Below are 20,048 nucleotides of genomic sequence, written 5' to 3'. Positions count from 1 at the left end.
GTTACTATTGTTACGTTATAACATCAGCAATTAGAGCCGTTCTGTGAACACCCCAATCCTTACCGTTAATCAGCTTTCCATCCAGTCGCAAGAACGAACCTTGTTCCAAGATATTCAGTTTGAAATCGCCTGTGGCGAAATACTGGCGGTTATGGGACCTTCTGGTATTGGTAAGTCTATGCTTTCAAAAGCGATTGCTGGGTTTACTCCGAAGTCGATGTCGGTCTCTGGTGACATCTTCTTGGCGAATGTCAACGTATGCAATGTGCCTTTGATCGAACGCCCACCAGAGCAGCGCGCTGCCTTTATTTTTCAAGATGCGCTCCAAGCACTCAATCCACTTGTAACGGTTGAAGCTCAACTGACGCTAGCGCATACCCGTTGGCGAACCAAGCCTAAAGCAGACGACCGAGACACCATCGTAGCCTTACTCACACGACTAGGTTTTTCTGATCCTTCAGCAATCCTCAAGCTATTGCCAAGCCAACTTTCTGGCGGTCAAAGGCAACGAGTCTGTATTGCGATTGGCTTGTTAAGCAAAGCATCACTGTTGATTGCTGATGAACCAACGAGTGCACTGGACCCTGTGACTGAACAAGAGATCCTGACTTTGATCCGAGAAAGTGTGCGCGAGGCTAACATGGCTGGCATTCTCATTACACACGACCTCCATAGTGCACTCGCTTGCGACAAAATGGTGGTTATTGATGAAGGTCGCGTGATTGCTTACGGCGAACCACGGCATGCCCTAGAGTGCAGTACTCATGATTTCTGTAAATCTCTGAGAGGGCTGATGTAATGCAAGTCTGTACTTTAGAGTCTACAGACTCGCCTGAAAATACTACGACATTGGATATCGAGTTTGTTCACGTTAGCGTGCACCACTACTCACTACCCAAATGGCTGGGTGGCAAACCATTTAAAGCACTAGAAAAGGTGTCACTCAAGGTTGCTGATCGCAGCGTCGCCATAGTCGGGCCTTCTGGCGCAGGCAAATCAACCATGATTGAGCTCTTGTTTGGACTGCGAGCACCACAAGAGGGGCACATCAATGTATTGGGACACACTCTGCCAATCGCCTCGAGCAAAGAGCGCCTTGAACTATGTAAGCAGATCCAACTGATTCCACAAGAGCCGCATACCAGCCTGAACCCTTATTACACCGTCGCTCAAATATTAGTTGAGCCGCTAGAAAGTCTAGGTGTTAAAGGCCACCATCAACAAAAAGCAACAAGAGCACTGGAAGAAGTTGGACTTAGACCTGAACTTTTGACTCTAACGCCAAGCCAGCTTTCCACGGGTCAAGCTCAGCGTGTCGCCATTGCACGAGCGCTTATTGTCGAGCCCGAACTACTGGTTGCCGATGAACCAACCAGCAGCCTTGACCCTGTCAACCGCCAGCGGCTTATTGACCTGCTCAACACGCTTAAGCAGCAAAGAAAATTAAAACTTATTTTAGTTACGCACGACCTTGGCGCAGCCAATGCGTTGTGTGATGACATTATGGTCTTAGACCGGGGTCAGGTAGTGGAGCATGATGACGCAAAGCGCATTATGAACTCCCCTACTCACCCAACAACCCAGGCGTTAATCCACGCACAATCGCTGTCCTCAGCGGTAAATAAACACAACACCAACTCACAAATACTATAGAGAACACTCACAATGCGTATCCATTCCATTAAATTAGCCTGTGCGCTTGCTTTAGCTTTGCCATTAACAGGCTGTTTTGATTCTAAACAAGAAGCTCAAGATACAGCAGCTAACACCGAGGTAAAATCAGAGATTCGTGTTGCTATGATGCAGCCGCCGCGCACTGGCCTATCGCCACTTTCAGACGATGCTTTTAAACTCTCTCGTTGGAGCACGGCGGAAACGCTTATCAACCTAACGCCAAAATCAGAAGCCGAGCCAATGCTGGCAACGGCATGGGAACAAGTTGACCCACTAACGTGGCACTTTACGATTCGTGAAGGTGTTAAGTTCCACGACGGTTCAATGCTGGATGCCAATGCAGTGGTAAACTCACTTCAAAAAGCACTCGATGCTGCGCCTAAGCCGCGCATTCTTGACGGTGTCGACCTCGAAGTGACCGCATTGGATGCAAACCACGTTGAGATCAAAACGACCTTTAACGATCCACTGCTTCCAAGCCGACTATCAAGCCCTCAGTTGGCAATTCTGGCAACCAGTGCATATCAAGATAACGGTCGCGTCATCCCAACGGGTGCGGGTACCGGTCCATTCGAGCTAGTAGAAATCAACGGTACCACCAGCGCGAAACTAGAGCGCTTCGATGGTTACTGGGGCGAGAAAGCCAACATTGAAACCGTTATCGCAGAATACGTACCAAACGGCTTCGCTCGTGCAGCAGCACTTCGCACCGGTACTGCAGATGTGGTAGAAGCCGTGCCAGTTTCTCAAATCGCGACACTGGATGAAAACCTGCTACACGAAGTAGCTATGCCGCGCACCAACACTCTATACCTCAACAACAAGTCTCAGGTATTCAGTCAGCTTGAGCTTCGTAAAGTAGCGGCGGCTGCCGTTGATCGCGAGCAGATCATCCGTACCGTTTACGAAAACCATGCTGATATCGCAGAAGGCCTACTAGGTCCTGCTCTCGCTTGGGCTGCACCAATCCGTCCAGAAGTGACACCTCTCGAAGAAGGCAAAAAAGCCAACGGTGAGAAAATCGTTATCGGTACCTTTACCGACCGCGCAGAGCTGCCAGAAGTGGCGGCACTACTGAAGCAGCAACTAGAAACAGCAGGTTTCCAAGTTGAGCTTGATATCCGTGAATACGCGCAAATCGAAAACGATGCACTGTCCGGCAAATTCGATGCGTTCATCTTGTCACGTGCAACTGTATTAGACTCGGGTGACCCGGTTGCTTACATGCAAAGTGACTTTGGCTGTAAGGGTTCATTCAACCTAGGTCAATTCTGCTCTGAAACCGTAGATGAAGCACTGACTCACGCAGACTTACAACCTCTTGGTGAACAGCGTCAAAAGGCTATCATTGCTGCCGAGCAAAAAATTCTTGGTGAGTTCGCTGCGATCCCACTGCTGCACGAGCGTGTGGTTCAGGGCGAAAGCACAAGAGTAACGGACGTGGTTCGTGACCCAAGCGAGCGCCGTCTAATCAACGCTCAAACCAAGGTAAACTAAACCCAATGATGTCTGTTGGTGCCCCTAGACTGTCGTTGAGCGCGATTGCCCCTTGGCTATCGCGTTTAGCTTCTCTTATTGTCGTTGTGATTCTTGTTGGCTTGATGCCAGATATTGCCGGTATCGATCCAAGCCAATCCATTCTCCGAGCGCGAGCAGGTCAGCAGCATATGTTGACGCCTGAAGCACTTGCGGCGGTTAGAGAGGATCTTCAACTCGACCGTTCTGCCACAGAAAGGCTACTCGATTGGCTGGGAGAGGCTCTTCACGGCAACCTCGGTGTGTCCTGGATAGATGGCACATCGGTCTCAGACGGCATTCAGCAGACATTGTCCACCTCTCTTCTCTTAATGTCAGTCGCACTTGGGCTGACGTTTTTACTGTGCGGTATTGGTTTACTGCACACGCTCTATCGATGGAAAGCGAATAAGCTCAATCAAACCCACAATAGCTTAAGCACGGTACTCATATCGCTGCCAGAGTATGTGGTAGCCTCAGTGCTGATCCTTATTCTATCTATTTGGTTAGGTCTTTTCCCGCCTTATGGATGGCAAAGCTGGCAACACATTTGGCTACCTAGCTTCGCATTAGCGCTGCCGGCAAGTGGACTGTTTAGTCGATTGCTTAGAGACAGCTTGCAGCGGGTACTGAATGAACCTTGGGTCATTACTTGGTTGAGCGCGAATGTGAGTCCAAACCAAATTTTGCGGTTTGCAATAAAGCGAGCCATAAGCAGCCTGATTCCACAGATTTCGATGATCATGATTGGTTTGACTGGCGGGGCGGTTGCGGTTGAGCAGATTTTCTCAATTCCCGGTATTGGTCGGCTGATTCTTGGCGCGGCAAAAGCACAAGACTTACCGATGCTACAAGGTGGGCTTTTAGTCCTTCTCCTTATCTCAATCTTTATCAGCAGTGTCGGCCTGCTCATCCAGCAATGGCTTCTTGGTCACAGCGTAAAGAGCGGAAAATTAATTAGCAGCCACTCAACGTTCTCGTTTACTTCGAGTAAAGGAAAGCGCCTTACTGCCTACTCAATTTTTGCCGTGCTGACCCTTATTGTCTGTTGGTCACTGGTTGCTGACCCTTTTACCAGTCAATACGTCAGGTTAGCCGCGCCGAGTTTTGAAGCGCCACTCGGTGCCGATGGTATCGGAAGAGACTTAATGGCGCGCATTGGCGCAGGCATGTTATCGACCTTCAAAGAAGGCTTCATTGCCACTTTACTGAGCCTACTCGTTGGTATTCTATTAGGTTTCAACACCCGTATTAGCCAAGGCCTTATCGAGATTACCAAAGGGATACCGTACATCATTGCGGGTCTGCTGGTTGCGGGTTTGACCGGGATGCATCCGAGTAGCGCCATGATCGCCATCGTCTTTGTATCTTGGGCTCCGCTAGCGGCACATTGTTCAAGCCTCATTACCGAAGCCAAAGCACAACCCTACACCCACTTAGCACCGATTTGGGGAACAGGGCGCGTAAAAGTGTTGAGACACTACATTTTACCTTACGTTCTTCCGCCACTACTTAGACACGCATTGCTAAGACTACCAGTGATTACCTTAAGCCTGACTGCACTTAGCTTCATTGGTCTTGGAGCCAAGCCTCCTTCACCAGAGTGGGGGTTGATGATTGCTGAGAATTTGCCCTATATAGAGCGAGCACCCATGGGTGTGATGGGACCGATAGCAGGCCTTGTTATGATGGGCGTTGCCATCAATTTGTTGTTTGATGATTAAGCTGTCCATGATCCGAATCAAGGTAAAAGGCGTGCAACAAGATTAACATCTCGCAACACGAAATCTTGAGATCATTAAGATCTAACATCGCTCTCAATATAAAAGCCTGATAATGAACAATAACAACTCTCACATTACCCTCGAAATGATCGACGGTGCGATCGCTAAAGTCGAATCAGCGAACCACATTTCCCTAGACGCTTTGAAAGCGCTTCTCAGCCTGCAGCCAGAGCAAACGGTGGAAATGTTTGGAGCGATGCGTGCTCTTGAGTCCATAGATGACAAATACAAACAATTGATGACCAAGTATCCACAGCTACTGGACAATGCCCAGCACGTTTTGGAAACCTCCATCCTGCTTGGGTAAGTTGACCAACACATAGATTCTGCGCGCCGTACTCTCTTAAATGGCGCGCTCAATTGCCTCCATTTTGCCGCCATACTAGCGTAACTCCAACGCCCTCGCCTACCCCTTGATAATGAACGCAATTGAACATCTCCCTATTGCCAACCATACTGATATGTAACCTTTTTCCTTTTTGCTGAAGACTGTTCATCACTATTTTGAACGCTCACAGACTCTCAGAATGCAGGAAGCAATGTGCGATGTCAGAATCTAACCAACAATTCGAACTCATTTTCTTTGAAGAAATGGCTGAACATCTTGAAGAGATGGAATCCCTGTTACTTGAAATGAACCAAAATGATGACGAGTCTGACTTGGCAGATAAACTCAACGCTATTTTTCGGGCAGTTCACTCGATAAAAGGTGGCTCTGGTATTTTTGGTTTTGACGATATTACTCACGTCAGCCACGTTCTCGAAAACTTACTTGATAAGCTACGCAATCATCAAATTACCCTCACCCAAGCCGTTGTTGATGCTCTGCTCAATGCCCGTGACTTGCTCGACGTACTCAAAGGCTCATATCAAGCCGATCACGACTCAGCGTCATTCAAATCGCAAATCGTTACTCTGTGTGATGAGCTGCAACGCGCAACCGTGTCGCCAGAGACTCCACCAGCAAATTCAGAAGCCGCCCCTTTCTCCACCAACGCCCCCTTGTCCGCGGCGGAGAAATCGACCATCAAAATCCTGTTGGTTGAAGACAGTAAGGTGATACAAAAAGTCGCCAGTTTCACTTTAAACAAGATTGGCTTTAGTTCCGTCGAGGTTGCAGAAAATGGCGAGCATGCTCTAGAGATCTTAAAGGCCTCGAAAGACAAGCCTATCCAACTGATTCTCCTCGATTGCCAAATGCCGGTTATGGATGGATATCAAGCGACTGAAAAGATACGACAAGGCGCGGCGGGAGAGACACACAAGAGCGTAACTATTATCGCCATGACCGCAATGACGGGAGAGGAAGAGCAGCAAAGATGTATAGAAACAGGAATGGATGATTACCTGTTAAAGCCAATGAAAGCCGAACTCGTGGAGAAAAAAATAAACCAATGGCGCGGCAAAATACTCCCTAACCCTGAACCAGCACCGTCCCCTACGCCCTCCTCACAGCCGAAAAAAACCGCCAGCAATCAACGCGCAATCCCTGCGACCAAATCTCTGGAGTCAACCTCAATTCGGGTGAGCACGCAAAAAGTCGATCAGCTCATCAACCAAGTGGGAGAGCTCATCATCACTCAGTCTATGTTGCAAAAGCTGACCTTCGATTTGGGGCTAAACAGCAACGAACTGCTCGCTGGTAGACTCAACCAACTAGAAGCAAACACCAGAGATCTTCAAGCCACCGTCATGTCGGTACGCATGATGCCTATCGGCACCGTATTTGGCCGCTTTCCACGTATCGTAAGAGATCTTTCCCACGCCCTGAATAAAGAGATTCAGCTCATTATCGAAGGTGAGCAAACACAGCTCGACAAAGGCTTGCTCGAAATGCTGGTCGATCCGCTCACTCATTTGGTTCGCAATAGCATTGACCACGGCATCGAGGCGCCTGAGCAAAGAGCAGCACTCAACAAGGCCTCCCATGGCACGATTACCTTGTCTGCGGTGTATCGCGGCGGTGACGTTATTGTCCATGTCGATGATGACGGTACAGGCATCGATCCACAAAAAATCCTCGCCAAGGCCAAAAACAACGGGCTGACACTGCCTCAAAACATGAGCGAGCAGGACATATTTCAACTGATCTTTTCTGCCGGTTTTTCAACAGCAGAACAAGTCACCGAAGTCTCTGGTCGAGGCGTCGGTATGGACGTAGTCAAACGTAATATCGCGAGTATGGGGGGCACAGTAGAAATAAGCTCAACTCTAGGGGTGGGTACCAGAATGTCGATCCGATTGCCGCTCACCCTTGCCATACTCGAAGGGATGTCGATCAGTGTCGGTGAGCATGTCTACATCATTCCATTGTCGAATATTGTCGAGTCGCTGCAACCGAAACAGCACGATCTCAAAAAACTTAATAGCGGCGAAACCATGATCAAAGTACACGATGATTACATCCCAGTGCTTCGATTGCATAACTTCTTCAATCTAGACACCGACATCACCGAACTTAGCGATGGCATTATGGTGCTGCTCGAACACGGAAGCAAAACCATTGCCTTATTTGTTGATAGCCTACTCGGGCAGCAGCAAGTGGTGGTTAAAAACCTAGAAAACAACTTTCGCAAAATCCCTTGTGTTTCCGGCGCCACCATCATGGGGGACGGGCGAGTCTCGCTTATCTTGGATGTCGCCGATTTGGTTCGCCAGCCCGATACCTTGCACAGCAAATAACCGCTATCAACAAGTTAACTTGGTATAAGCCAACTATTTCCTAGACTATTTTCAACACTATCCGTTCATTGCTCATAATGTGCTCGCCTAAAGAGTGACATTCGCCCAATGCAACAGATAACCACTTTGGAGATAGGAGCGAAAATAGTGAACGGCGCCTCCGACAACGACAACCAATCTGACGCCAAAGGCTACTTAACCTTTTGGCTTGGTGAAGAATATTACGGCATCGATATTCTCACGGTTCAAGAGATCATCACATACAGTCAAGTGACTGCCATCGCCAACATGCCAACCTACATCAAAGGGGTCATGAACCTCCGTGGCGTGGTGATACCCATTGTGGATATGCGGATCAAGTTTCAGCTTGAAGACGTACGCTATCACGACATGACCGTCGTTATTATTCTCAATATCGGAGAGCGTATCGTTGGCATTGTGGTCGATAGCGTCGCCGATGTGGTTGCCATTGATGCCAACGACATACAACCCGCCCCAGACTTCGCTGGTGCGCTTGATACCAAATACATTCAGGGGCTCGCTTCGCAAAACGAGCTCATGCTTATTCTCATTCACATCCAAAAACTGATGACCAGCCGTGACATGGCACTGTTCGAACAACTCGATAGTGACGCTTCGCTTGTCCACGACAATCAGTAAGGTTATGCCCATGAGTAACAATGACCAAGAATACCTTATCAAAGAAAACGAGATACTGGTGTCAACCACGGACATGTCTGGGCGCATTACCTTTGCCGATGACAATTTTGTCCGCGTCAGCGGTTTCTCAAAAGAAGAGTTAATCGGAAGTCCGCACAACATTGTTCGCCACCCAGACATGCCGAAAGAAGTGTTTGAAGATCTTTGGCGCGAGATCAAAGCCGGAAACTGCTGGTCAGGGATCCTCAAAAACAAACAGAAAAATGGCGGCTTCTACTGGGTAAAATCCGATGTAACTCCCCTTTACAAAGACGGGAATCAACTTGGTTTCATGTCTGTTCGCTCCATGCCCGATAAAGCCGAACTCGATAATGTCAAAGCGCAGTACGCAAAATTCAAAGACGGCGAACAAGATGACCACGTCATACAAAGTGGCAAGGTGGTGAAAAAACACCGAACCAACCCACTGCGTGCACTTACCATTAAGCAGCGTCTGTTTGGCTTAGTCGCCATAGCTACCGTTGCCCTGCTTACTGTTCTCGGTATCGGCATACACAGCTCCTACACCGAAAAAGAAGCCGTTGAGCATCTTTACAACAACCATATAGAGTCCTATAGCCGACTACATAGCATGGACAAACTCTGGATAGAGAATCGTTTATTGCTGCAATCTCTACTGCTACCCAACAGCTTCGACTATCACGTCACCGCGGGGCAACAGCTCAAGCAAAACACGACCGAGTTAGAGCAGCTAAGCGCAGCACTGATCAACAAATTTGATACTGAACACGCCTCCACCATTGAGAAGTATCGAGCTATCGCCAACCAAAGCACTCAGCTTGCAACCACAACCCTACCTGAAATTTACAGCACTCTGATGTCAAGCGATGCCAGCCTTCACGACAGTGAACTGTTCAGAACTCGCGTTTCTGTCGCCATTTCAGAAATTGCCAGCTACGAAGACAATCTCGGCGCTCTGATTAGCGAGAATCGTGTTCAGTCTGCTGACATCTATGATCAAAGTAAGCAGGTGTTCTGGTTTGAGGTCGCCTTGGCCTCGGCTATCACCCTGCTGTTTATCGGCATCTACTTAGTGTTTGCGTATCTGTTTAGCCACGATATCAATCGTCGACTCAAAGACATCCGCCGTTACTTTAAACGACTCGTCAAGCAAGACTATCTGTTTGATATTGATGTCAAAAACAACGACGAAATCGGCCAAGTTCTCCATTCTCTGAAAGTCATGAAAGTACAACTCGCCTATAGTATGGAAAGCGTACGCCAAAAAGCAGTCTCGGCAACACGAATCAAAATCGCGTTAGACAACGTGAGTACTAACATGATGATCGAAGACAGTGACCACACCATTATCTACGTTAACCCAGCCATCGAAGGCATGTTTGAGCAAGCTGAGCAAGAATTCCAAACCTTAGCCCCTGATTTTGATGCAACAAAGCTTGTGGGAACCAAAATCAAAGATCTGAATATCCCAGGGCTTTGTGCTCCACACCATCAGCTCAGCCCTGTGAGTGGATTCGAGCAAGAGCCGCATTCTGCCAATAAAGAGCTAGTGCAGGAGGTGGATATCAACGGCCGCATTTTCCGCATCGTCAGCAATCCCGTCATCGATGCGACAGGCCAGCAAATTGGTTATGTCACCGAATGGTCGGATCGCACCACAGAGATCGCGGTCGAGAAAGAGATTGAGCATGTCATTGCCTCTGCCGTTGATGGTGACTTCACCAAACGCATGGCGCTTGATGGCAAGAACCCGTTCTTCACCATGCTGTGTGGCAACATGAATCGCTTGCTAGAAATTAGCGAAGTGAGTTTGGCTGACATTGTTTCCGTGCTGTCTGCGTTAGCCAAAGGCGATCTTACCGCGCAAATTGGCGCCGATTATTCAGGTGCGTTTGGCGAGCTTAAAACTAGCTCGAACCTTACTGTCAGCAAGCTCAAAGAGATGATTCAGCACATCAAAATCTCGGCAGACACCATCAATACTGCGACCAAAGAAATTGCCATTGGCAACATCGATCTCGCGCAGCGTACTGAAAAGCAAGCGCGCAGTCTTGAAGTGACTTCATCCAGCATGGAAGAGTTAACCATCACCGTCAAACAAAACTCCGAGCACTCCAAACAAGCCAACCTACTAGCGAAACAGACCTCAGACAATGCACGTAAAGGCGGCGAAGTTGTTAAGCAAGTGGTTGATAACATGTCAGAGATCCATACCAGCTCACGAGAGATCATGAACATTATCTCCGTCATCGACAGTATTGCTTTTCAGACCAATATTCTCGCGCTTAATGCTGCCGTCGAGGCTGCTAGAGCGGGAGAGCAAGGACGTGGATTCGCGGTTGTTGCTACCGAAGTTCGTAACTTAGCACAGCGCTCTGCCGCGGCGGCCAAAGAGGTAGAGAGCCTGATTAATTCTTCAGTGAATAAGATTGAGACTGGCTCGAAGCTGGCCTCACAAGCCGGTGATTCTATCTCTGGCGTGGTCAATTCCATTCAAGATGTGGCACAGCTGATTGAAGAAATCACCCAAGCCTCAGTTGAGCAAAGCACGGGGATCGATCAGGTGACTCAAGCAATACTGGAAGTCGATGATGTGACCCAGCAAAACTCCGCTTTGGTGGAAGAAGGCTCTGCGGCAGCCAGTTCGCTCGAAGAACAGGTGGCTAACTTAGCGCTTTATGTCTCGGTGTTTGATACCGGGGATCAAAATGTCAGTGACATTGGAGAGGTGCAACTTCCCGCTCAGGAGAGCCATTTAAGACCCGTCAGCCCTCGTCTACTTTCTAACAGTGACAATGAGGACTGGGCCGAGTTTTGATGATTGTACATACTCATTTTGAATATACTGATGATGACTTTGCTGCGATCGCTTCCCTTATCTACAAAAGAGTGGGTATTGACCTTCACAGCAACAAAAAAAAACTGGTCTACAATCGGTTAGTCGGAAGATTAAGAGCACATCAACTGAGCCGTTTTGCTCAGTATATTGCCTTGCTCAACGACCAGTACCACGTTGAGTGGGAGTACTTTGTCAACGCGCTCACCACCAACTTAACCTATTTCTTCCGCGAGCCTTATCACTTCACGCTTCTCAAGCAGCATGTTCGTGACCATTACGTTGGCAATAGAATCACAGAGCCAATTCGGATCTGGTGCAGTGCCTGTTCAACCGGTGAGGAAGCTTACAGCATCGCCATCACCATGGCAGAGGCATTTGAAAGCTATCAGCCTCCGGTCAAGATATTGGCGACGGATCTCAACACGCAGGTACTCGCGACCGCAAAGCATGGACGCTATACATTGGAGCAATTAGGCAGCGCGAGTGAGGAGCAAAAAAAACGCTTCTTTCACTTTAATAAAGCATCAAAGATGTATGAAATAAAACCAGAGATACAAGCGTTAGTACACTTTAAACGACTGAATCTTATGGATCATCAATGGCCGATGCAAAAGCAGTTTCACGCCATTTTTTGTCGCAATGTACTGATCTATTTCAACAGGGAGACCCAGCACTCTATCCTGACTAAGTTCGCGAATTATTTACCGAAAGACGCCTTGCTGTTTCTCGGTCATTCTGAAAGCTGCCCTGCGGAGCAAACGCCGTTCAAGCTACTAAAACAAACCGCTTACCGACGAGTATAACAACGATGCTAAAAGTACTGATCACCGATTCTAATAATAGTACCTGCCAAAATCTAAAAAGCATCATCAGCAGTCAGAGCAACATGACGGTGGTTGGCGTCGCCCATGACGCTCACCAAGCCAGAGCGTTGATTAAAGAAGTCGAGCCCGACGTGGTCACGCTCGCCATCGAACTGGTTGGCATGAACGGTCTTGCGTTTCTTGGCAAAATTATGGCCCTGCGCCCTATGCCAGTTGTCGTCATTTCTCAGCTTTTCTCCAATAACCCATTGCTCGCCAAGCAAGCCATCAAACTGGGCGCTGCGTCCTACATTCAAAAGCCAAATTTATCCGCAGTGTCATCAAGCCATTTTGATTCCTTCGCCCGAGAGGTAATCAAAAAGCTAAGAGAAGCGGAGTCTCAGTTCAAACGCGCGCAACAAACAACGCTTACTCAAAGCCACTCATCACCGCTAAGACCGACATTGCAGCAAAAGCCAGCATCAGTATTGACAGGGCAAGTATCCCATCGACTCATTGCCATTGGCGCTTCAACCGGGGGAACCGAAGCCATTACCACACTACTTCGATGCCTGCCCGAAAATAGCCCAGGCATTGTCATTGCTCAGCACATGCCTTCAGGCTTTACCAGTTCATTTGCTGCACGGCTACAAGGTCTATGCTTGGTTCAGGTACAAGAAGCGCGCCATGATGAAGTGATCAAATCTGGCCACGTCTATATTGCGCCCGGCGGCTACCATCTAAAAATACAAAAACGCGCCGGCTGTTTTTACACACAGCTCAACGATGACGAGCCAGTCAATCTCCATAAACCTTCGGTTGACATTCTATTTGAGTCCGTTGCTGAGCAAGCAGATAAAAGGGGCATCGGTATCATTCTTACCGGGATGGGAAAAGATGGTGCGCGCGGCCTATTAAAAATGAAGCAAGCAGGCGCTATGACCTACGCGCAAGATGAGCAGAGCAGTGTGGTATACGGCATGCCTAGAGCTGCCAAGAACTTGGGAGCCGTGTCGAAAATACTGTCGCTTGAGGCCATCACGGCTGAGCTGATTAATATTGAACCGGTAGCCAGTTAATAGTGAATACCTCGGTTACCGATCTACGCCGCTATAGCCCTTGTAACCAAAGCGCGCTAAATAGTGCCAAACTTTCTTGACGTCTTGTTCATCATAACCATCATGCACCACAGCATGCCCCAAAGCTCTGGCATTGATCATTCCATCTGTAGCAAGCTGTTTCGCCAGTTCAACAAACTGTGCGCCTCGATAGTCTGGATAAAAACTCATGGTTTCGATGCTGAGCTCAAAGCCTTCGTGCCATAGTATTGGTACGCCAAGTTCTCTCGCATACTGTTCCACATCGGTGGCTTTAAATATTGGATCGAGCACTAAGCTTTCAATATCCTCGATTAACTTCAGCTCTCCATGGATGTGCGCTTCAATATAGTCATCCAGCATGTCAACGTTGGCACTGCTGGCTTTATCGATCAAATCACTTAAGCGGTCATTGGTAGCAAAATCGTCCGGTTGAAAGAAGCTATCCGGATAACAAAATGTGCTGCGCTCTAAAACATGAGGTTTGAGTTTGAAATAGGAAGAGCCAAACCTCGGCGAAGCTCCCATTGGGTATTGACGGTAGTTGAGCGCGCCGTATTTAGGTCTGAGTTGATTAGGTGCATCGTCATAAGCTCCATCAAATACTCTCTGTTCCCATTGCCAGCGAGCACCGCCTTGAAAAGCCGTTAATCCACCATTACTCGTTTGGGTTTCAAACTGGGATTTGATGAGACCTGATTTCGCCATCGCCAAAAGCAGCGGCGTGTTGTCTTCGGTAAGTCTATCAGGATGGAAATTAATCGTGATGGAAAGAGGTCTCTGCAAGGGGCCTCCTGTCGCTTTTCGACGTATATTGCTGAGGGCTAAATCGACCGAATTCATGCTGCTCATCTACTGCTCCGTAGCCTACTCTGAAACTTGCTAGAGCCAATTAGTCTCTGATATTTCTACAAGCAACGCAACGCATACGCCACCTATGACGAGCAGTTTTCCACCACTAAAAGGTAATATTGTAATTGCGAGCCCCCTAAGGAGCCCGCCTAGTTGTATTACAGCGTCTTCATATACTCCACTAACGCTTGCTTTTCCTGCTCTGTCAGTTGGGTGCCATAGTCATGTCCCCAATTGCTGTTTCCTAGCAAAGTAGTATCCAGTAGCGTTGAATTTTCCGTCTCTTCGTTCATCAAGCCGACATTGACGGGATCAAGCTCTCTGCTGCCAACATAGAAACTTTTCAATCGCTCCTCCGACGGTTTGAGTAACTCCATCAAACTGAGTACCGAACCATTGTGCAAATATGGCGCCGTCGCCCAAATGCCATTTAATGGCCTCGCTTTGTAAACCTGCCCTGTGGCTTGCTCCGCGTCGACCAACTGCTGCTCAGGTGACTTAAAGAACTCATCAATTTGACGGTCGATGTCTTTGGCTAACGTGTTAGCTTCAAGGAGTTTAACCAAAAGATTAAAAGCGCCTACACACTTTAACTCACTCGCTTTGTAGGCATGACATTTGTCGTACAGCTTTATTAACTCATTATACGCAAGCGTTAAGCCAGCAAATGCTTCGGCATCTTCCTTGATTCGCACGTCACGCGGGACATTGATGCCATTATTTGGCTGCGCGGCGAGCTCGCCTCCCATGTATTGCTCGTAAGCGGCTAACGCGGATTCATCCAGCTTTTTAACCGCACTGCCAACAACCGAGTTCACCAAAGGATCGAGGCCCTGAGTGGTATAGCCATTGGTTGGCCCATCGATAATCGCTACGCTTGTACAAATAGCCGTTACCACCTTTTTGTGACAGAGTCTCTGATGATAATTGAGCCAGCGGTTTTAATACGCTCGGGGATATGCATGCGCTAAAAGTAAGCCAAGAAAGCAAACTTCTAACGCATGTATCTGCGTATTTAGATTGAATAGAAAAAGTACAACTGCGACTTCATTCTCAGAATAATTCCACGAATCACATCAAGAAATGCTAGAAAACCAATCGGCTTATCACCACTAACCCAGGCCAGCCCCACTGCCCCAACCGGAATGTCGTAGCCATCTGTTTCATGGATCTTCAAACGTACAAAATGATGCTTGTTGTTGACGTTTTGACCCGTCGTTGTGCGCACCGATTGATCCAGCGCTAGCAGTGTCCCTTGTGACTCACCTGTCGCTTCAACAATACCTTCCACTTCTGCTGCAAAGACATGTCCAGGGTAGACCGAAGTTGAAAACTCGGCTGCTTGTCCTTGATGAATATTACGAATGGCCTGATGGTTGACTCGCATCAGCACGTACTTCTCATTGGTGTACATCTGCAAGCGAGGCACTCGCGACAAAAGCTGACCTTCTCGCAGAATGAAGTTAGTTACAAAGCCATCTGCTGGCGCATAAACCTTGGTGCTGTCCAAGTCCCATTGAGCTCGTTCTACATTTTCTTGAATGTTACGAAGCTCTGCACGTTTACTCTCAACAGCAAGCGCTGATTTATTGATAGCCAACTTAGCTTTATCGGAATCAACACGCTTCTTCTCAAGTTGAGCTTCGATAGTCGTCACCTTATGACGTGCGACTTCCACTAAGCTCATCTGCTTATCTATATCGCTCTCCGTGATGGTGTTGCTCACCACAGAGTTCTGCTCTTGAAATCGCTTGAGCATTTTTTGCTGCAACTGATAGTCGACAACGGCTGCATTAAGCTGACTCTGAGAAGTCTCTACCGCTTTAAGTGATGATAAGTAAGTCGACTTAGCAATTTCAACATCTTGAATGGCGCTGTCGAGAGACACTTCAGCGGCATCGTGTTGAATAACCGCTTGATCTAAGGCAATCTGGTAAGACTTTGGATCGATCTCATAGATAAGCTGACCTTTGCTAATCTGCTGATTAGGCTCAATGTGAAGTTTGATGACCTTGCCTGAAACATTGGATGAGTCTGGGCGTAAATGGATATGCGGCGCCTGAACCAAAGACCCTCCAGAGAGATCCATCGGTGTATAGTTAATTAGGCCGACCCAAACAAACATTAACCAACCTACACCACCAACATACGCAAAGCTCTTGGAGAACTTATTCCAAGGCATGCCGATTAGCCTAAGTAAGTAGATGAACAGAGCCCAAACAGCTAAACCTTCTAACATGCATCACTCTCCGATTTTTCGCTGTCACTGCTCCAAATATCGCGCAGGCGAATAATGGCTTTCTCCATATCTACAAATGCGATAATCACAGCCAACACCCATACCCAATGCCAGATAAAGCCAATCCAAGTGAGTGCCGTGATCAGCCCAAGCTGGTGATGGTCTCGACTGTGGGCTTTATTGATAGGAAGTTCATGGATTCGCCAAAACCCATAAATCGCAGCACCAATACTGGCGACTAACACAACGGCTGACACGACGTGAAGTGCCGTATCTGCCCCCGTTCCAACGAAAGGGACACTCACTAAACTCATTGCTTGCTCTCATAGATAAATCGAGCCGGAAGTGTAAACAAGGATGAAACAATTGGTTACAGTGTGATAGATTCAATCATAAATCAGTGATTTTTGATCGAATCAGTACCAAAGGAAATGCCATGTTTCACAACGTTCACTTTGTAAGAGTAATGGGAATCAAAGGATTAGTTGACCGCCTGCAGCTAACTTACGGTATTTCATCCGATGTACTCGGCATACCGCGTTCTGTACTGGAGTATGATATGAACCTGATTCCGGTCTCAGTACTCAACCAATTTTACGAAAACCTTGAGCACATCACTGGAGATCCTGATGCAGTGTTAACGCTTGTTCGACAAATGGACCTCAGCAAGCTAGGGTCATTGAGTCACTGGTTCTTCGCAGGACATGACTTGGCTACAACGATTCGTCGTATTAACTCCGGTATTACCTGTATCCAGTCAGGGGCCTTTTTGGGTGGAGAAATTGTCGGCCCTATCGTCAAATGGACTTACAGGAACGACTCGATCACGGCTAACGCGAAAGCGCAAGATGGCGTGCGTGTCGCCAACTTCATGTTCAATGTGCTCAAACATTACTTAGGGCAAGACTTTACGCCCAACAGAGTCTGCCTTCCTGGCTCCCTAACCAACAAAGCTAAGTACGAAGAGTATTTTGGGTGCCACATTGAGTGGGGACACAATAAAACCGAAGTGTGGCTGCCGAATCGCTTGCGTTTACAAGGCAATAGAGCGCCCAAACTGCCCGCAGAAAAACTGTCAATGAGCTTTGCTGACTTAGATGGCTATCTCGACATGCCCGACCCGCAAGATGAGATGAAAGTGCTTTACGAAGTCGTTAATTACTCTAGACATTTTGGTCTGCCAACACTTGCTAAAGTATCGCAGCTTTTGGGCCTCTCGGAGCAGCAACTACAGCGGCGGCTACAATCTTCTGGGTTAAATTTTACTTCTATCTTAGGGTTTGTACTTTCCGGGGAAGCTGTAAAGCAAATTGTCTTGGGTGTGCCATTAGAGACCGTCGCAAAAAGAATGGGCTATACCAACACAACAAGCTTTAGTCGCATGTTTAAAAAATACCGTGGAGTGACGCCAAGACAGTACGCTCAAAATTACGCTGACGCTTATTGATTTGATGAGATTTGGATAGCAAAACCTTACCCCAGATAGGAGTGTTTAATCTCCGTTCAATGGTGCCCCAACCTTTCAGATAGCCTTTGCGAACACGTAGGACCAGAGCCTTTGCTTGCTGAAAAGTCATCGACAGTTTATTTACTATAAATTGATAGTGCGCCTTCCCGTGGGAAATCTCAGACTGAACGGAACAGGGAACACCGACCCTGTTCAAATAAAGATTGATGCTCTGGATCTGTGCGTCGTTTTCCCATTTCAAATCTCCTCATCATTGGATGACTTGATCTTATTATTCGTGATAGGCAACTAGAGTGCGGAGTTTATGACGCACTTACGATTTTAGACAATGTCAAACTAGATAAGCAACTGATTTACTAAGTTAAAATGGGGGGCTGAGTCAAGCTCAGATCCCCCATAACTTATCGGCATCGTTTTGTATTGGTTATCTCTTACGGTACAAACCAAACAGACCTAACACAAACAAACCAAAGATTCCAAATGAGCCGCCTGAGCCACCGCCTGAACCGCCATTTAAACCTGAGTTTGCATTACCGTCAGTACCATGATCGGTGATGAAGCTAATAGTAGTTTCAACGATCATTGTTTCTTGGTCGGCAAGTTTGAAGGTTAACGTCGAATCAGTTTGAGTAAGCTCAGAGATTGCGAAGTTACATTGAACAAATTCCTTATTCACAGGGTTGGTTTCACACGTGTTTAGCATATTGCCATTCGCGTTGTAAATACCGCCCGTTTGTTGTGAAACGTTCACGTTGTCCATATTGATGACATCGGATAGGTAGAACTGAATGACCATGTCATTGTCAGTTTTAACCACCTCGATATTACTATTGATGCTTTGGAAAGTTACTTCCATACCATCTTTAGTAATTGTGTCGCCTTCAACAATCGGTGTTACGTCAGAAGCAGGAATATCAAGTGTGATAGTTCTTGCTTCTCCGTTGATTTCAGCTACTTCGAACGAATGTTCGCCGTCGTAGTTGAAATAACCGTCGTTTGCCGAAAGTACTTCAATGTCAACAAGGCACTGCTCGAACGAGCTCAGTGTGTTTCCACAAGAGTGTTCAATACGAGCGAAGCCATCTGCAATGATGGTGCCGGTCTCAACTAGATTGAGTGTGGCATCATTGTGCGTTAGGTTTTGGATGTTGTAATGAATAGTTTCACCAAAGCCTGTTGCAGGTACATCGATAACCGGTAGATTTGGGGTCACAACCGTGTTGATTGTGTCCAAAATAAAGTCTTTGTGCGGGCCGAACTCATAAAAGTTCGAATCTGCAGTTTTGACTGAACTACCACGGCTAACGAATGACGCTACTCCATAGAACGTGTGATCGCGCTTGAGTGGTGTGCCAGAGTCCCCTGGTAGCACGCTCATCAAGTTGTCGCCTTTATTTTGAAGTGAAAACGTTGGTTCATAAGTAATGTCACAGTTTGTGACAAACTCTTCATCACAACGATCACGGAAATAATGAGCTTGAAGATCACTTCTGTAAAACTTGAAATCACCTTGTTGGATGTATCGAGGGGTGCGTCCATCGCCGTCCTGTCCCCATCCTTGGAAGGTAAATTCACTGCCTTTTACGATTGTTTCGTTAAAGTTGTTGTCACGTAAAAACCCAATAGCTGAAGAGTTTTTATGTGTTATTGATGACTCCAACTCTAGAATCGCAAGGTCCGTCCAATTGTCAACATAGCCACCGCGGTGGTCCGTTTCGCCGTGAAGATTACTGCCGATAATGGTATCTGAAGGTAAAGAAAGTACCTCTTGGATATACTCATCAGTGATCTGTTCTTCATGCTTGCGGTAAACCGGTTTGCCGTACGTGTCATCGGTAGGAGTATAATGTTGGTAATACGCCTGTAAGTACTCAAGACGCTCAGCGAAGCGCTGAGGATTTCGAGTGGTGTGGTGAGTAACGTTGTGGAACGACTGCTTGTCGTAATTGTTACGGTCATGACTTTGTGTCAGAGTGACCGTGCCGTTACTGTCGTCAAGACAGTGTTCCGCAGTTACTAACCATTTACCGCCGATAACACCTGCACCGCAGTAGATGGTGTAGGTGTAGCCATTTTCATCGTAATGCACTCGAAGGTGCAGAAGCGAGTCATCGTACTCGTGCTCTGGAACAGGTTCCACAAACTCGCCGCCAATCATTGGGGCTACGTCTGCTGCTGTTACTGAAACTGAAGTAGTTAGAGCTAGTGCAATTGCCATTGAAAGTGTAGTTTTCATAATATGCCTCTGTATGTGCTGTTAAGCGTTTAATTTATGTGAAAAATTCACGGTCAGAATTAGTATGGCAATGCGACATTGATTATTAGTAAGGGTTGTAATTTCTATGCGGGCTAGATTAAACATGCAATTTCTTAAGACTTGTTACTAATTTACCAGAATAATATTACGTTATTTT

The 20,048-nt window shown here is 47.3% G+C and carries 16 protein-coding genes; 11 read left to right on the top strand and 5 right to left on the bottom strand.

Features of this window, described 5'->3' with window-relative positions; genetic code table 11:
* Positions 1 to 43 precede the first annotated feature (43 nt).
* The 10 genes from AAA946_RS05140 to AAA946_RS05095 all read left to right on the top strand — a co-directional run bounded on the left by AAA946_RS05140 (position 44) and on the right by AAA946_RS05095 (position 13,057).
* Positions 44 to 799: an ATP-binding cassette domain-containing protein gene (locus tag AAA946_RS05140; RefSeq protein WP_338163898.1), complete on the top strand. Its 756-nt coding sequence runs from the start codon at positions 44 to 46 to the stop codon at positions 797 to 799.
* Complete coding sequence (locus AAA946_RS05135) at positions 799 to 1,653, top strand: ABC transporter ATP-binding protein (RefSeq protein ID WP_338163897.1); 855 nt, start codon at positions 799 to 801, stop codon at positions 1,651 to 1,653. Before AAA946_RS05140 ends, AAA946_RS05135 begins: the two co-directional genes overlap by 1 nt.
* 12 nt (positions 1,654 to 1,665) lie before the next feature.
* On the top strand, positions 1,666 to 3,171 hold the full coding sequence (locus AAA946_RS05130; protein ID WP_338163896.1) for an ABC transporter substrate-binding protein: 1,506 nt from the start codon (positions 1,666 to 1,668) through the stop codon (positions 3,169 to 3,171).
* A 5-nt stretch (positions 3,172 to 3,176) separates the two neighbouring features.
* On the top strand, positions 3,177 to 4,913 hold the full coding sequence (locus AAA946_RS05125) for an ABC transporter permease subunit (RefSeq protein WP_338163895.1): 1,737 nt from the start codon (positions 3,177 to 3,179) through the stop codon (positions 4,911 to 4,913).
* 112 nt (positions 4,914 to 5,025) lie between these two features.
* Positions 5,026 to 5,280, top strand: coding sequence for a hypothetical protein (locus AAA946_RS05120; RefSeq protein ID WP_338163894.1), 255 nt, complete (start codon positions 5,026 to 5,028; stop codon positions 5,278 to 5,280).
* A gap of 239 nt (positions 5,281 to 5,519) precedes the next feature.
* Positions 5,520 to 7,655, top strand: coding sequence for a chemotaxis protein CheA (locus tag AAA946_RS05115; protein WP_338163893.1), 2,136 nt, complete (start codon positions 5,520 to 5,522; stop codon positions 7,653 to 7,655).
* Positions 7,656 to 7,802: 147 nt separating this feature from the next.
* Complete coding sequence (locus tag AAA946_RS05110) at positions 7,803 to 8,315, top strand: chemotaxis protein CheW (RefSeq protein WP_338163892.1); 513 nt, start codon at positions 7,803 to 7,805, stop codon at positions 8,313 to 8,315.
* Between the two features lie 10 nt (positions 8,316 to 8,325).
* Positions 8,326 to 11,154 carry a methyl-accepting chemotaxis protein gene (locus tag AAA946_RS05105; RefSeq protein WP_338163891.1) on the top strand — a complete coding sequence of 943 codons (2,829 nt, stop codon included), beginning with the start codon at positions 8,326 to 8,328 and terminating at the stop codon, positions 11,152 to 11,154.
* Positions 11,154 to 11,978 (top strand): CheR family methyltransferase, encoded by an 825-nt coding sequence (locus tag AAA946_RS05100; protein WP_338163890.1) that lies wholly within the window; start codon positions 11,154 to 11,156, stop codon positions 11,976 to 11,978. Before AAA946_RS05105 ends, AAA946_RS05100 begins: the two co-directional genes overlap by 1 nt.
* Before the next feature lie 5 nt (positions 11,979 to 11,983).
* The gene (locus tag AAA946_RS05095; protein ID WP_338163889.1) at positions 11,984 to 13,057 is read left to right on the top strand and encodes a protein-glutamate methylesterase/protein-glutamine glutaminase; all 1,074 of its coding nucleotides are present in this window, start codon (positions 11,984 to 11,986) and stop codon (positions 13,055 to 13,057) included.
* A 15-nt stretch (positions 13,058 to 13,072) separates the two neighbouring features.
* On the opposite strand, the gene AAA946_RS05090 is transcribed toward AAA946_RS05095, so the two are convergent.
* From AAA946_RS05090 to AAA946_RS05075, 4 genes are all read right to left on the bottom strand, one after another.
* Complete coding sequence (locus tag AAA946_RS05090) at positions 13,073 to 13,927, bottom strand: DUF3626 domain-containing protein (RefSeq protein WP_338163888.1); 855 nt, start codon at positions 13,925 to 13,927, stop codon at positions 13,073 to 13,075.
* 158 nt (positions 13,928 to 14,085) lie between these two features.
* Positions 14,086 to 14,826 carry a di-heme-cytochrome C peroxidase gene (locus tag AAA946_RS05085; protein ID WP_338163887.1) on the bottom strand — a complete coding sequence of 247 codons (741 nt, stop codon included), beginning with the start codon at positions 14,824 to 14,826 and terminating at the stop codon, positions 14,086 to 14,088.
* A gap of 116 nt (positions 14,827 to 14,942) precedes the next feature.
* Entirely contained in the window at positions 14,943 to 16,166 is a 1,224-nt protein-coding gene (locus AAA946_RS05080; RefSeq protein ID WP_338163886.1) for an HlyD family secretion protein, read from the bottom strand.
* Complete coding sequence (locus AAA946_RS05075; protein ID WP_338163885.1) at positions 16,160 to 16,480, bottom strand: MFS transporter; 321 nt, start codon at positions 16,478 to 16,480, stop codon at positions 16,160 to 16,162. Before AAA946_RS05075 ends, AAA946_RS05080 begins: the two co-directional genes overlap by 7 nt.
* A 122-nt stretch (positions 16,481 to 16,602) precedes the next feature.
* Here AAA946_RS05075 and AAA946_RS05070 point away from each other — a divergent pair, with 122 nt between their 5' ends.
* Positions 16,603 to 17,613, top strand: coding sequence for an AraC family transcriptional regulator (locus AAA946_RS05070; RefSeq protein ID WP_338163884.1), 1,011 nt, complete (start codon positions 16,603 to 16,605; stop codon positions 17,611 to 17,613).
* Positions 17,614 to 18,058: 445 nt separating this feature from the next.
* Here AAA946_RS05070 and AAA946_RS05065 read toward each other — a convergent pair whose 3' ends face one another.
* Positions 18,059 to 19,870 (bottom strand): trypsin-like serine protease, encoded by a 1,812-nt coding sequence (locus tag AAA946_RS05065; RefSeq protein ID WP_338163883.1) that lies wholly within the window; start codon positions 19,868 to 19,870, stop codon positions 18,059 to 18,061.
* Between the last annotated feature and the right edge of the window lie 178 nt (positions 19,871 to 20,048).

It is taken from the genome of Vibrio sp. 10N, assembly GCF_036245475.1.
GTDB lineage: Bacteria > Pseudomonadota > Gammaproteobacteria > Enterobacterales > Vibrionaceae > Vibrio.
Note: the sequence above shows the minus strand (reverse complement) of the source record. Positions and strands in the feature narration are given on the sequence as shown.